Annotated in this window: 13 protein-coding genes; 3 read left to right on the forward strand and 10 right to left on the reverse strand. The window is 35.0% G+C overall.

Translation table 11 applies throughout. The annotated features are described in order from the left end of the window. Positions 1-14: 14 nt before the first annotated feature. The 5 genes from rfaC to A9G25_RS04460 form a co-directional block, all read right to left on the reverse strand. Positions 15-977, reverse strand: coding sequence for a lipopolysaccharide heptosyltransferase RfaC (gene rfaC / locus A9G25_RS04440; RefSeq protein ID WP_065625900.1), 963 nt, complete (start codon positions 975-977; stop codon positions 15-17). Further along, entirely contained in the window at positions 977-2,026 is a 1,050-nt protein-coding gene (rfaF, locus tag A9G25_RS04445) for an ADP-heptose--LPS heptosyltransferase RfaF (protein WP_065625901.1), read from the reverse strand. Before rfaF ends, rfaC begins: the two co-directional genes overlap by 1 nt. 15 nt (positions 2,027-2,041) lie before the next feature. Then, a complete protein-coding gene (gene rfaD / locus A9G25_RS04450) occupies positions 2,042-2,968 on the reverse strand; it encodes an ADP-glyceromanno-heptose 6-epimerase (protein ID WP_065625902.1) in 927 nt (308 codons plus the stop codon). Positions 2,969-3,068: 100 nt separating this feature from the next. After that, positions 3,069-3,848: a methyltransferase domain-containing protein gene (locus tag A9G25_RS04455; RefSeq protein WP_065625903.1), complete on the reverse strand. Its 780-nt coding sequence runs from the start codon at positions 3,846-3,848 to the stop codon at positions 3,069-3,071. 3 nt (positions 3,849-3,851) lie between these two features. Then, on the reverse strand, positions 3,852-4,583 hold the full coding sequence (locus tag A9G25_RS04460) for a 1-acylglycerol-3-phosphate O-acyltransferase (protein ID WP_065625904.1): 732 nt from the start codon (positions 4,581-4,583) through the stop codon (positions 3,852-3,854). 88 nt (positions 4,584-4,671) lie between these two features. Between A9G25_RS04460 and mnmD the strand changes: the two genes are divergently transcribed. Further along, positions 4,672-5,385 carry a tRNA (5-methylaminomethyl-2-thiouridine)(34)-methyltransferase MnmD gene (gene mnmD, locus A9G25_RS04465; protein WP_065625905.1) on the forward strand — a complete coding sequence of 238 codons (714 nt, stop codon included), beginning with the start codon at positions 4,672-4,674 and terminating at the stop codon, positions 5,383-5,385. 51 nt (positions 5,386-5,436) lie between these two features. On the opposite strand, the gene tamB is transcribed toward mnmD, so the two are convergent. The 5 genes from tamB to dapB all read right to left on the reverse strand — a co-directional run bounded on the left by tamB (position 5,437) and on the right by dapB (position 12,980). Further along, complete coding sequence (gene tamB / locus A9G25_RS04470) at positions 5,437-9,249, reverse strand: autotransporter assembly complex protein TamB (protein WP_065625906.1); 3,813 nt, start codon at positions 9,247-9,249, stop codon at positions 5,437-5,439. Position 9,250: 1 nt separating this feature from the next. Beyond that, positions 9,251-10,927, reverse strand: coding sequence for an autotransporter assembly complex protein TamA (gene tamA / locus A9G25_RS04475; RefSeq protein ID WP_065625907.1), 1,677 nt, complete (start codon positions 10,925-10,927; stop codon positions 9,251-9,253). A gap of 56 nt (positions 10,928-10,983) precedes the next feature. After that, positions 10,984-11,523, reverse strand: a complete 540-nt coding sequence (hpt, locus tag A9G25_RS04480; protein WP_065625908.1) for a hypoxanthine phosphoribosyltransferase — start codon at positions 11,521-11,523, stop codon at positions 10,984-10,986. 130 nt (positions 11,524-11,653) lie between these two features. Further along, a complete protein-coding gene (gene tadA, locus A9G25_RS04485) occupies positions 11,654-12,151 on the reverse strand; it encodes a tRNA adenosine(34) deaminase TadA (RefSeq protein WP_065625909.1) in 498 nt (165 codons plus the stop codon). Between the two features lie 7 nt (positions 12,152-12,158). Then, positions 12,159-12,980 (reverse strand): 4-hydroxy-tetrahydrodipicolinate reductase, encoded by an 822-nt coding sequence (dapB, locus tag A9G25_RS04490; protein ID WP_065625910.1) that lies wholly within the window; start codon positions 12,978-12,980, stop codon positions 12,159-12,161. Positions 12,981-13,294: 314 nt separating this feature from the next. Here dapB and A9G25_RS12985 point away from each other — a divergent pair, with 314 nt between their 5' ends. Then, positions 13,295-14,035: an MFS transporter gene (locus tag A9G25_RS12985; protein WP_218057536.1), complete on the forward strand. Its 741-nt coding sequence runs from the start codon at positions 13,295-13,297 to the stop codon at positions 14,033-14,035. Next, positions 13,977-14,309 (forward strand): MFS transporter, encoded by a 333-nt coding sequence (locus A9G25_RS12990; RefSeq protein ID WP_218057537.1) that lies wholly within the window; start codon positions 13,977-13,979, stop codon positions 14,307-14,309. Before A9G25_RS12985 ends, A9G25_RS12990 begins: the two co-directional genes overlap by 59 nt. Positions 14,310-14,324: the final 15 nt, after the last annotated feature.

The raw sequence follows: 14,324 nt of genomic DNA on the forward strand, positions 1-14,324 counted from the left end.
CTTTTTTATTCCATTTATAAAAAGCCAGCTAATTGTTTGTAAACTTGCTCGGCTTGAATTGTTTGCATACATTTTTCATTTGAGATAATGCTAAATTGATTTTTTCCATAGCCACCAATCAATTTTGGATTGGTTTTGCCAAATAAAGTAATATTTGGACGATCTAATGCAGCGGTTAGATGACTTAAACCTGTATCTACCGAAACAACGGCTTTTGCTCCCGCAATAATGGTTGCTATATCTGAAAGTGAAAGTTTGGGGAGTATCTCTACGTGTTGGTATCCTTGTGCTAGACGAATTGCTCGTGCTTGCTCATGTGGTGCTCCCCAAGGTAATTTTATTTTTAACCCAGTAGGTTCAACTAGTTTAATTAATTTTCGCCAAGCATCTTCGCTCCAGTGCTTGTCATCTCGTGTTGTTGCGTGTAAAAAAATTAGATATTGCTGATTATTGTTAGGTAATGAAGATAAAAAGTGACGCGCAATAGCATAATCACCCATTGAATCAGGTAATTTGTATTGCAGGCTTTTTGCAAACAGTAATCTAATGCGCTCAATAGCATGCATTTGTTTAGATACATTGTGTTTTATATCATAAAACCAACTAGCAATTGGTTCTTTGATACTTTTGCGATCCAAACCGTGTTTAATACCCCGTGCTTTACGAGTAATAAGAAACGCACTTTTAATGAGCCCTTGTGCATCAATAATCACATCATAATGTTGTCGTCTTAAGGTATTAATGAAATCATGGCGCTCATGACGAATTGCTTTAGCGAACCAATTTTTTCTCCAGCGTCTTATTGCAACCGGTATCACTTGGTTTACAGCAAAGTGCCAACTAGGTATTTGGGCAAAATTTTCTTCTACTACCCAATCAAAAGTTATATTTGGTAAATTGTTAGCAGCATCCGTTAATGCTGGTAAAGAATGAAGTACATCCCCCATGGATGATGTTTTAACCACTAATACTCTCATTATTCATTACTCTTTTTACAGCGCATGATGAGCTTCATCAAGGTTTCGAAAACAATATCGGGTTTAATATCGATCAGACTTTGATGGTAACCTTGTTCGGCATCGCCTTTACGGATGCGGTGATAACCAGTAATTAAACGGATAACTTCGGCTTTATCTGATAGTGGAGGGGTAAAATCTGGACTACTTGGCCCATAAAGAGCAAGCAGTGGTCTGCCTAAAGCCGCTGCAATATGCATTAATCCAGAGTCATTAGTCACAATGGCTTTACAAGCAGCAATTAGGCTAACAGCTTGCTCTAACTGTGTTTGACCTGCTAGATTGATACACTTCTCGCGATGTATCATTTTAGCAATAATTTGTTCCCCTACTTTGCGATCATTTTGGGAACCAAAAATAATAATTTTAGCGTGCTGTTTAACTAGCATATCAGCAAGTGCCGCGTAATGATAATCGGGCCAGCGTTTTGCAGGGCCAAATTCAGCACCAGGACAAAAGCCAATTAATGGTTCATCTTGTGTTATAGTAAAAGTTGAAAGAGCTTGGGTTATTTCATCTTGTTCGACATTGATTTTTGGCCACAGTAGTGGTTGTGGCAAATCGGAAGCCGAATGGATCTGACTATTAGGATAAGCAAGAGCAATATAGCGTTCAACCATTAACGGAAATGCTTGCTTATCAAGTTTACGAAGATCATTTAATAAACCATAGCGCATCTCGCCTTTCCAACCTGTACGTTTAGGAATTTGGGCAAAAAATGGAATCAATGCTGATTTGAATGAATTAGGTAATATAATAGCCTGATCATAATGGTTATTACGTAGTGATTTACCTATTTCTCGACGTTTTTTAAAAGCAAACTCACCATGGCCTAATGGCATTGCAATTGCTTGATTCACTTCTGGCATTTTATTTAATAGTGCTCGACACCAAGCCGGAGCTAAAACATCAATTTCGTTATTAGAATCAAGTTGTTTTAATGTACGATACAGGCTTTGCGACATCATCATATCGCCAACCCATGAAGGACCAATAATGAGTGTTTTCATTTAATCAATTCCATCTTATTGTTCATTAAGCCATTTCATATATTCAGCAGTTCCTTCTGCAACATTTTTAAATTCAATTGGGCATTTAGTTTGTCTAAATTTAGTCAGATCTGCTTGGGTATAGCTTTGATACCGTCCTTTTAGATGTTCAGGAAAGGGGATATAATCAATTTCATCTTTTTTATGGTAAGTAAGAACCGCATCAGCGACAGCTTGGAACGACTCTGCTCGACCTGTTCCACAGTTATAAATTCCTGATATTTTATTTTTCCAGAACCATAAATTGACAGCAACGACATCACCAACATAAATAAAGTCACGTTTAAAGTTTTTACTACCTGCAAAGAGTTTTGGTTTTTCACCTTTATTAATTTGTTCATTTAAGTGAAATGCAACGCTAGCCATGCTACCTTTGTGTGATTCACGTGGTCCATAGACATTAAAATAACGGAATCCACAAATTGGCGAATTAGCTTGGGGTAGTAATTGTCTCACATATTGGTCAAATAAGAATTTAGAATATCCATATACGTTTAATGGCTTTTCGTAAGTGCGATCTTCAATAAAGTTATCACTGCGCCCACCATAAGTAGCGGCTGATGAAGCATATAAAAATGGAATATTGAAATCGAGGCAGTAATGCAACAAGTCTTTAGAATAGTCATAGTTATTTTCCATCATAAATTTGCCATCCCATTCTGTGGTTGACGAACAGGCACCTTGATGAAAAACAACATCAATATTAAGATCGTCATGACTAATAATAGCTGCGATAAACTCATCTTTGTCCATATAATCGGCAATATCTAGATCAGCTAGATTAGAAAACTTGGTGCCGTCAGTTAGATCATCAACCACCAAAATATCTTTGTGCCCCAGGTCATTCAAACCTTTAACAATATTACTACCAATAAACCCAGCGCCGCCTGTTACAACAATCATGATCATTTTCCTTAATCAATAAAACTAATCTGCTTATAATAGCGATTTATGATAAATTTTTCGAGTGCTCATTTAAAAAAGCATGGGCAAGACGAGTTTTTTATGAATTCATTTTATTTTTTGCAGTAATTAAAATATATCTTGCTAAATTAAGATAAGGTTCAGTTTGGCAGTATTTTTGTTCAAGTTCTAATAGTTGTTCAAAATGAGTTTCTGCTTTGGATTTGTTGATTAGATAGTCATGAAAAATACGAATCCCTGTTTTTTGCAAAATATCAAAATCAAGTTGTGTAAGCCAGTGATATACGTCTGTTGGAACTCTTGGATAATCGGGAGAAAGTGTCTTTTTCTTACGCTTAGCTAACCCTGATTTTGTGTAACCAAAATTGCCTAATGTGACCGTTTTAAACAAAAGCGCATGATAGTTATAAAACATTAACGATAAAAAACCATCAGATTTAAGGTGTTGTTTTAATGATTTTATTAATTCAATTGGTTCAGCAACCCACTCTAATACAGCATGACAAATGACTAAATCAAACTGTTTGTTTATTAAGTTATCAAGCTGCTGAATAGGGCAACAAAGACAATCTATATTTATCTTTTCGGATTGAGCTTTTTGTTTTGCCAGTTCTAGCATTTGTTCAGAGATATCGCAAAGCGTTATTTGATGCCCAAGTTTGGCCAGCCGACAGGCGATCTGACCTTGCCCTCCACCTGCATCTAGAATATTTAATGATTTATTGTGTGGATAGGTAGCTAAAACTTTTTCTAGTTCTTGCCATATTACCGCTTCGCGAATTTGACCTTTGGTTGTGCCATAAATATTTTGTGCAAATTTATTGCTGATATCATCAAAATTACGATCTTGTTTATTCATGACTTATTTTTGATTGTTTAGTTGTTTTGCTTCAGCATTTATTTGCGCTATTTTAGTTGCCATTAGGCTATAGCACTGTTCCATTAAGGCTCTAGTATCCGCTTTGCCTAGATTTTTGGTTTCGATAGGTTCTAACATTTCAACAATGATATGCCCATTATTTAGGCGGTTTAATTTAATATCATTAGTTTGCGATACACAAATCGGCACAATTGGTACTCCAGCAGCAATGGCAGCTTTAAAGGCACCTGTTTTGAACGGTAATAATCCCCGTCCACGGCTACGAGTACCTTCAGGAAACATCCAAATAGATATGCTGCGCTTTTTTATTTCATTAACAACTTGTCCGATTGTGTCGTGAGCTTTTGATTTATTATTACGGTCAATAAGAATGTTACCTGTAAGATAATAAAGTTGCCCAAAAAAAGGAATCCAAGCCAGACTTTTTTTACCTACTGTTACCGTTTTAGGTTGCACAACATCACCAGCTACAACTATATCATAGTTATCTTGATGATTCGCAATATAGATACAGCTACCTATTTTATTGATATTAGAGGTCGTACGAGTATCAACTTTTACGCCCAATATAGGTTTAAAGAAAAAGCTAAATAAATGAGCAAATCTTGCTACATTTTTGGGATTTCTTGGGTTAAATAGGCAAAAAATAACGCCTAAAACACAAACGATAATACCAACTATAGCAATAATAATTAAGCGAAAAAGAAATACCATAATTTACCTCATAAGTTAACTTAGCGTATTATATACATAATCAAGACTAATATATAGTTCGTTAACGGCTTCTGTTTAAAGGATGATTATGCATAAATCAGCTATTACTTGGGACGAAAACCAAACTCCTGTCTCTACCTATTTCGATGATGTTTATTTTAATACTGAAGGCGCAATTGAGGAAACCAGATATGTATTTGTTGAAGGTAATGATTTACGTCAGCGTTTTTTGAATCACAAGCAAGATACATTTATAGTTGGAGAAACAGGTTTTGGTTCAGGGCTAAGTTTTTTGATTTTATGGGAAACATTTTTACATTTTAGAAGTCAATACCCGAATCATATACTTAAACATCTTACATTTTTTAGTGTTGAAAAGTACCCGTTATCGTTAAATGAATTAATAAAGATTCATAATAGTGTACTTTTTAAAAATAAAACATTACTTTCGTTATCAAAACGACTTCAGGCTTTTTTAATTGATTCTACTTTCCAGTTTGACGATGTTAGTTTAAAGATATGTAATGATGATATTAGTAATTTTTCAGATTTTTTAACAAAGCAAAATGTTATGATTGATGCTTGGTTTTTTGATGGGTTTTCACCAGCGAAAAATCCTGACATGTGGGTAAAATCATTATTTGAAGATTTCTATACATTAACGGCTTTAAATGGTTCTTTTGCCACCTTTACTGCGGCAGGGTTTGTGCGACGAAATTTACTAAATGCTGGATTCAAAGTAGTTAAACGTAAAGGTTTTGGGATAAAGCGTGAAATGTTAATTGGTTATAAAAATGAGTAGCCTTGCCAGAATAATTGGCAAGGTCAAACATTCCATTAAATTTAATTTTTCTTAAAAATCAAATTGATAAATAAGATCCAGTGTTTGCGCTAAGCTTGATGTAGCATCTAAATAGAGACTAGGCATTAGGCGATAACGTAAAGTAAAGGTTGCCAGCGAATCAAATATGCCTACACCATATTTAAGCTGTAAATTAGGTAATATGTAGCCACTAACCACAACTTTAGAGTTATTACCGGCACCTTGAGTATCAAGTGTTAGATTTTTAATACCAAAGACATTACCAATATCACCAATATATTTACCTGTTTTCGCTGTGCCAATACCAACCAGCAACGCTGTCATCATATCGCTATCACTTTGTTCTGTACTATCGAGTCCTTGTCCTCGGATTAAGTAGGAGAGAGCTTCTTGCTGTGACATGGCGGGATCTGAAAATACTTCAATTTTGGGCGATTCAGAAGATCCTGTAACTCGAATTCCAGCCATGATATTGCTATTTTCCATTGCTTCTGGATTACGGATTGCTTCAATATCGAGTGTAGCTTGATCAGCCGATCCTGAAAAAGTAATGATGCCTTTATGAATAATTAAATCTTGCCCATAAGCATGGAATCGACCTGTTGGAATCAAAACTTCACCATGCAAATCAAGTCCTTTATTGGTTTGTGCCGCAATTAAACTACCTTTAAGCGAAGACTTTAGTCCAAAAGCATCGACAGTAACGTTATCACCAATATCAATTTCAAGATGACTATTGATTTTAATGCCAAATTCCTGAGGCCTAATAGGTTTCCGATTTATATCGAGCATTACTTCATCTGGTGAGACATCAACACTTGATGCGGGAAGTGATTCAACTGTTATTTTTCCTTTTGGAATGCTAACTTTACCTAACAAAGTTAATTCATCTTGTGTTGCATTGATTTTAATATCTGGAACAATTGACATAACAATCATTGGTGGCACAGTAACTTCCATGGCAGCGCCATTAACAGCTAACGAGGCTTGCCATTTATCTATAGTATTCCAGCTGGCATTACCATTAATATTAACATTGCCAGCTTGAGTTGTTAAAATACCTTTTAATGTGGATGATTTACCATTGAAATTGAGGTCAAATTTAGCCGATTTAATATCAATTGGTAATTGACTTGATTTTATTTCGCTATTTTGTAAGTTAATGCTACCTGTTAGCAATGGTTCATTTAATGAACCAGAAAATTTAACGTTACCGTTAATAGCACCTTTGGCATAATTTTTGCTATCTAATAACGGATTAATAATGGCTAATGCTAAATGATCGATACTCAATTGGCCACTTAATTTTTTTTGTTCAATTGGATCATTAATAACAAGATTACCGTTTATTTTTCCTAATTTATTTAGACCAAATTTCCAATCCAATTTAGCTTGTTGTTCATTAAATTCAGCATCTATTTTGAAAAGATCAAAAGGCAATAGCAACGATTGGGAGGTAACCATTTGTTGAATATAAACATCATAACTAGTCAAATTTGCTTTTATTAATGGTATTGTATTGTTATTATTAAATTGTATAGTTATTTTTCCATTTGCATTACCAGTAAGTTTGGTTTCACCGTCATTTGGTATTGGTAGCCTAGATAGATTAATGTTTTTTAAGGTGATACTTGTATCGGTATTTTTAGCTAACAAAAATTGTTTATCAAGGCAAATGCTTGATTTCCCATTAATCCAACAATGAGCATTAATTGCTGGGATTTGATTATTAACATCATAAAATAAGTCAACAGATTTAGCTAATTGCCAATTGTTATTTTTGTTTAAATTGAGTAGCGCACTAGGAATGGTTCCGTTCCACTTTGTGCGTTCCTTATCAAGTTTTCCTGTTAACGATGTTTTTAGTGATGCAGGTTCACCATCAATATTAACGGTTAATATATGTTGGCTTTCACTACCAGATAGATCAACATTTAGTTTTTTTATGGTTTGGTTTGAAAGTTCTATTGATTGTCCTGTGAGTTTAATGTTGCCACTGATCTGTTCTTTATACTCAACTTTACCTGTAAGATTAGCTTTAGCTATTTTGATGGAGTCAAAAGATAGCGAGTTAATGGCTAAACTAGTATCTATGATTGCATTATTAGGTGTGTGATTAAGTTTTATATTACCCACAATTGAACCTTGCATATCATCAACTAATAACGATAATGATTCGAGATTTAACTTCGCCAGTAAGTTGCCTTTTTCAGCTGAACCATTTAAATCAATCTGATTTTTTCCCCATTTAATTGCAAAATTATTTGCAGTGGCTAAATTTTCAGAATCAACATATACGTTACCAGATGCTAAAAAATTAGCACGATTAATATTACCTTTCAGTTGTAGATCGGATAAATCAAATGCCCATTTATCCTTGTTTAGTACGCCTGTAGTTGTAAATTGACCATTTAATCGAATCGGATAGTTAGGTAGTTCTTTGTTCATATTAACATTATTCAGTTTTATGTTGATATTCCATTGTAATGCTTGTGGCCAACTTATATTTCCATCTATATTAACCTCACCTTGAGGTAATTTAATGATTCCATGATCAATGCTTGCATCTTGATTAGTTCCTTTACCAACAATATCAAATGAGGTATTAGTTAATTCTTTTCCTTCAATAATACCTTTGGCTGACATTTGAAACTGTTTTACATTACCGTTTATTGATGCGGAAAAATCATTTAATTGATATTGAGCTTTGCCTTCAATTGGCCATTGAATATGCTTACCTTCAATTTGAGTAATTATAGGTAAGTATTTTTCAATAAAATTGATGTGTCCACTCATCACCATTTGATTCAAACCATCAAGGTTTATGTTAGTTAACAACTCACCAAGCAATTTGCCTGAAAACTGTGCATCAAGTCGATTTTGTTCGGTATTTGCTTTTATTAAAGCTAATATAGGCCAGTCATCGTGTAATGTGATTTCACCTGAAAGTGAGGCATGTCCGCTAGCATAGGGAGTTATAGCATCTGTATCTAATTGTTTTATAATAATACGGCTATTAACAATATTGGTTTGAATTGCAACGTTATCAAATAGGTAATCTTGTCCCCCCATATGTAATAGCCAGTTTGTCCCTCTTAAACTAGTTACATTAATATCTAATGGAATATTAACTTGAGGCAATGATTCAATCAACGGTTGATTAAAAAGTTGGGAGATTTTTTCATTAAGTGCGATATCTTTATCGGACGTTTTTACTGGTACATCTGCTCTTTGATTATCTGTAAAAATAGCACTTAACCCTGTGGCAACAGCAGGATAAACATGAATCTGATTATTAACCCATGTAGCTTTACCGGTGAAGTCAGACATTTCAAATTGCATATCATCAACAGTGACTTTTATATTAGTAAGGTGCGTGCTGCTAAGAGCTATAGGTAATGGGGTTGTGAGCACAAAATATTGTTCTGTGGTAGTAGCAGTAGTAGGTTCACTTGGTGAACTTTCGATTTCTTTAGTATTAATTGAAACATTTACACCATTAGCATTGAATTGATTGGCGCAGACTTCAGTTTTTAATAAACAAAGTCCTGCGAGTGAAAATGAAGCATCATTAACTTGAACATTAACACCCGGTAATTCAAGTGAAAGTCCTTGTACATGCAAATCATGAAAGGTCCCTTCAACTTGAGCTATTTTTAACTCAGGTAGAAATTTATTTAAAACATAAGTGGTTATTTTTACACCAAGACTGGTGTATATAAACAAAATAACAAAAACAATTAGAAAGGCGATAACAGACAAAATGGCTATGCTTCGTTTTTTCCATTTACGTATCAGATTTAATTTTTTTACTTTTTTAATTCTAGCTGAATTTTTAGTCATATTATAATTCGCTTCCTAAGCCAATGTATAGGTGAATAGATCCTGTATCTTTGTTAAGTGGTGTTGCTAAATCGACCTTTATTGGTCCAACCGGAGAAGCCCAACGAATACCAAAACCAGTTCCTGTATAAAATTTAGTTTTATCAACTTTATCTATTGCTTCACCTGTATCTACAAATGCGGCTCCCCACCATGAGCCAGATAAATTATATTGATATTCAAGTGAACCAGTGATGAGCTTAGAGGCGCCTTTTAATTTACCTTTTTTATCCTTAGGTGAAATAGACTGATAACTGTAACCTCGAATACTGCGTTCACCACCAGCAAAAAATCTAAATGAAGGTGGAACACGGTCAAAATTGCTCGCTTGTATAATGCCAAAATTGCCACGAGCTATAAATCGATGAGATTTTTTTAAGGATCGAATCCAAGTTTGTTGTGCTTGAAATCGCACTAGATTAATATCTGAACCTAATACCTCTCCAGCTGATTCAACGGAATAACGTTGCGAATCTCCCCACATTGCCAATAAATTACCATCAGAACGGATTCTTGATATGCTAAGTGACGGGTAATACAAAAATGTTTTAAAACTTGAATCACCTTGGGTAAAGTCATCATTTAACACATTTAACCCTAATGCCGTTTGCCATCTATAAAAATTATCCCAATTACGTAAAGCCCCGAACGTATAAGAACGTGAGTAAGTATCATTATTATCTATCTTTTTATAACCACCTTGGATAGTGTAATATTGCTCTAAAGGTGATTTTTTTAAAGGGATTTTGTAACTCATGGTCACCAATTGTTCTGGCGAAGATAGTGATAAGTTACTTTGAAAACTTTGCCCTCGACTATTGATCCAGGGTTTATTCCAACCAACCTTACCATGCACGCCGTTATCTGTTGAAAAGCCCAACCCTAAGTCCATATTATTTTTTTTTCGAGGTGAGGTTTCTACATCAATGGGAAGAACTCTATCTTTGGTTAGATGAGGAAAATCTGGGACAACAACCACTGAATTAAACCAGTTTGTAGAAGTAAGGCGTCTATTTAATAATGACAATTGTTCTGCTGTGTATTCCTCACCGTCTTTAAATGGCACAATATTAGCTAAATAGTCATCACGAATTTTGGCATTATGAAAAGTAACTTTACCAAATCGATATCGCCTACCTGTTGTATAATCAATATTCCAAAAGGCTTGATGATCAGACATAGATACAGCTAATTGATGTTTAGGCATATTGGCATCAAAGTAACCTTTTTTTAGTGATAAATTTTGCAGGCTTTTCTTAAATGATTCATAAATACCATGATTTAACACATCGCCAATTTTTGGTAAGTTGTTTTTAAGTAAATATTGAAAATCTGGATCTTGTTGCCCCTCACCAGTAATATTAACATTAAGCTGTTCAACTAATACGGGTTCGCCAGGTGATATATTAACAACAAGAACCTTCGGGTTTTGTGCGTTATATTCAAAGCTAGGAGAGTAGTAACCTAATGCGCGTAATGCTTTTTTTGTTTCGCTTTCAAAATAACGCTTAAAATTTGGTGTGTCACTAACTTTGTCAGGTGTAATTAATGAAGTTCGTGCCTCAACATTTTCTGCAAGATCGCCTTTTAATCCCTTAATGGCTAACTTCATATCAGCATAACTTGTCGTAGCTGTCATAACTAAAAGTAAACCTAATGAACAGGAGAATCGAGACACATATACCTCGTATAATATTAAGATTCAAGTAAAGTTACATGACCGATAAAAGGTAAGTGACGGTAGTGCTGAGCATAGTCAATACCATAACCCACAACAAATTCATCAGGAATTGAAAATCCGATATATTTAACTGGAACGTTTACTTCACGGCGAGAGGGTTTGTCTAATAGCGTACAAATTTCAATACTGCGTGGATGGCGCAATTCTAAAATAGCCATGACTTTGCTAAGGGTATTACCTGTATCTATAATATCTTCGATAATTAATACATCTTTATCACGGATATCTTCATCTAAGTCCTTTAAGATTTTAACGTCACGGTTACTAATAACAGCATTACCATAGCTTGATGCAGTCATAAAATCAACTTCGTGCCCGACAGTAATTACTCGGCTCAAATCGGCCATAAAAATAAAAGAGCCACGTAAAAGTCCAACTAAAATAAGTTCATTTTGGCTATTTTTATAGTCTTGACTTATTTGTTGGCCTAGCTCAATTACACGTTTTTGGATATTATCCGCTGATATCATCATTTCTAATGTGTGTTTTTTCATTAATAGTGCTCAAATTAACTTTTAAAAATTAAATTAGATTCTAACAATTTTCCTATATAAAAAGAATAAGCGCCCCCATTTTTTATTAAACTAACATGGGGACAGATTTTCGTATTTTATACTCAAACACCTAGTTACCTGAAACTTTTTGACAACTATTTTTAATCATTTTTTTTTGTAAACGCCGTTTTTTAAAAAACTCACTTAAAATAGCGCTACATTCGTTAGCTAACACTCCGTCTTTAATTTCTGCATAATGGTTGATGCCTTGCTGAGCAAGAATATCGATAAAAGAACCTGCTGCGCCAGTTTTATAATCACTTGCACCATATACTACACGTTTAATACGGCTATGAATAATGGCGCCAGCACACATAATGCAAGGTTCAAGAGTGGTATATAAAGTCGTATTAATCAAGCGATAATTATTCAAATATTTACCAGCTTGTTCAATAGCTATCATTTCGGCATGTGCAGTGGGATTATGCTTGCTGATGGGCTGATTAAAGCCTACTCCAATAATTTGATTATTTTCATCAACAATCACTGCACCGACAGGGATTTCTCCAAGCGATTCGGCGTGTTTAGCAAGCATGAGTGCATGGCGCATCCAGATTTCATCTGACATTTTCAAATTACAAATTATTGAGATTCAGGACATCGCGCATGTCGTATAAACCAACGGGTTGTTTGGCAAGCCAGAGCGAGGCTCGAACAGCACCATTAGCAAATGTCATGCGACTAGATGCTTTATGACTAATTTCAACGCGCTCGCCAATATCGGCAAAGATAGCAGTATGTTCTCCTACTATGTCACCAGCTCGGATAGTGGCAAAGCCGATAGCGCCATGTGGTCTTTCCCCTGTATGACCTTCACGACAGTAAACTGCACGATCTTTTAAGTTGCAATCAAGTGCATCTGCAATGGCTTCACCCATGGCTAATGCTGTACCAGACGGCGCATCAACCTTGTGGCGGTGATGAGCTTCAATAATTTCGATATCAGTATAACCGCCCATAATTTTGGTAGCTTTTTCCAATAATTTTAGCACTAAGTTAACACCGACACTGAAGTTTGCAGCAAAGACAATGGCAATGTTTTTAGCTGCATCAGCAATAGCTTGTTTACCTGCATCATCAAAACCAGTTGTGCCAATGATTATCATTTTTTTATTTTCAACACAAAAGGTTAAGTGTTTAAGGGTACCTTCAGGTCGCGTAAAATCGATCAATACGTCAAATTGATCTTTAGCTTGTTCTAGATTATCGGTGACTTTAATGCCACAAATACCAATTCCAGCCAGTTCACCAGCATCACTACCAATTAGTGATGAACCTGCTCGTTCAAATGCTGCGCCTAAGGTAACCCCTTCGATTTGCGAAACAGCTTGGATAAGTTGCCGTCCCATTTTGCCACCAGCACCAGTGATCGCAATACGAATCATGTTTGTTGACATATAACTTTCCTTAACTTTTTGTGAATATAGATAAATAAATATTATAGCGGAAAATAAATAACTTATACACATCGACTAAACTTAAATGCTAGAATTTTTGAACCGTTTTCTATAAAAAATAATCAGGAGTTTATTATGCGATCTCCGTGGTATTTTGGTTTGAATATTGTTATTGCGGCCTCTTTTCTAACTTTACTTTCTAGTGGATTAAGAATGAGTATGGTTTTTTTTCTGCCCATTGCAAATGATCTGAATTTTAGTCGTAGCGTACTTCTGGAATCATTGCTATAGGTATGCTTTTCTCTGGAATTGCTATGCCAATAGCGGGATATTTAGTCGGTAAATATGGTACTCGTTTTGTCCTAATATTTGGTTCCATCATTATTATTATTTCTACTGTTTGGGCTGCTAACTCAACTGATTATTGGAACTTTTTTCTATCTTTTGGTGTTGCGTTATCTTTTGGTACTTCCTTTGTTGGTTCTGTCAGTTTTACGCTCATTGTGGCACGTTGGTTTATCAAGCGTAGAGGATTGGCTTTATTTATTTTATCAACAGGAAGTATGGCAGGTATTGTAGTGATGTTACCAGTTTTTGCCTTCTTCATTCCTATTTATGGATGGCAAACAACGCTAATTTTGTTTGCTGTAATTTTTATGATTATCGCCTTGCCTATTGCTTTGTTTATTATGAAAGATAATCAATCTGAGATAGAAAATTCTAGTATAGAGCCTGTTATCAATCAAAAAATAGAGCCTAATATCAAACTTATAGATGTGTTAAAAACACGTCCATTTTGGCAACTGAGTTTTGGGCTTTTTACCTGTGGTTTCACTATGAATTTATTAGGAACACATGGAGTCCCAATGCTTATCGATCATGGATTTGACCCTATCACCAGTTCTAATGGTATTGGTTTAATTGGTTTAGTCGCTATTTTTAGTACCTTAGTTTTGGGTTATCTATCTGATATAGTACAACGAAAAAAACATTTTGATGATGGTCTATTTAATACGAGGCTTAGGTTTTATAGATCTTGTTTTAGCATCAACTAAATGGCAGCTTTTTACTATTGCAGCAGTGGGTGGTTTGGTTTGGGCTGGCGCTTTGTCAATGTCTGGAGCTATTACAGCAGATATTTATGGTGTAAAAATTGTGGGACTACTTTCTGGATTAACCTATTTAGGACATCAAATTGGTGCGATGATTGGTTCATGGTTAGGTGGATGGGCTTACGATCATTTACACACTCATTTAGTTGCGTTTGGTTCGGCGAGTATTTTATTGTTACTGGCGGCATTTAGCGCCTATTATCTTCCTAAACGATAATAGTTGAAAACAAAT

It is taken from the genome of Gilliamella sp. Bif1-4, from assembly GCF_001690535.1.
Lineage (GTDB): Bacteria > Pseudomonadota > Gammaproteobacteria > Enterobacterales > Orbaceae > Gilliamella > Gilliamella bombi.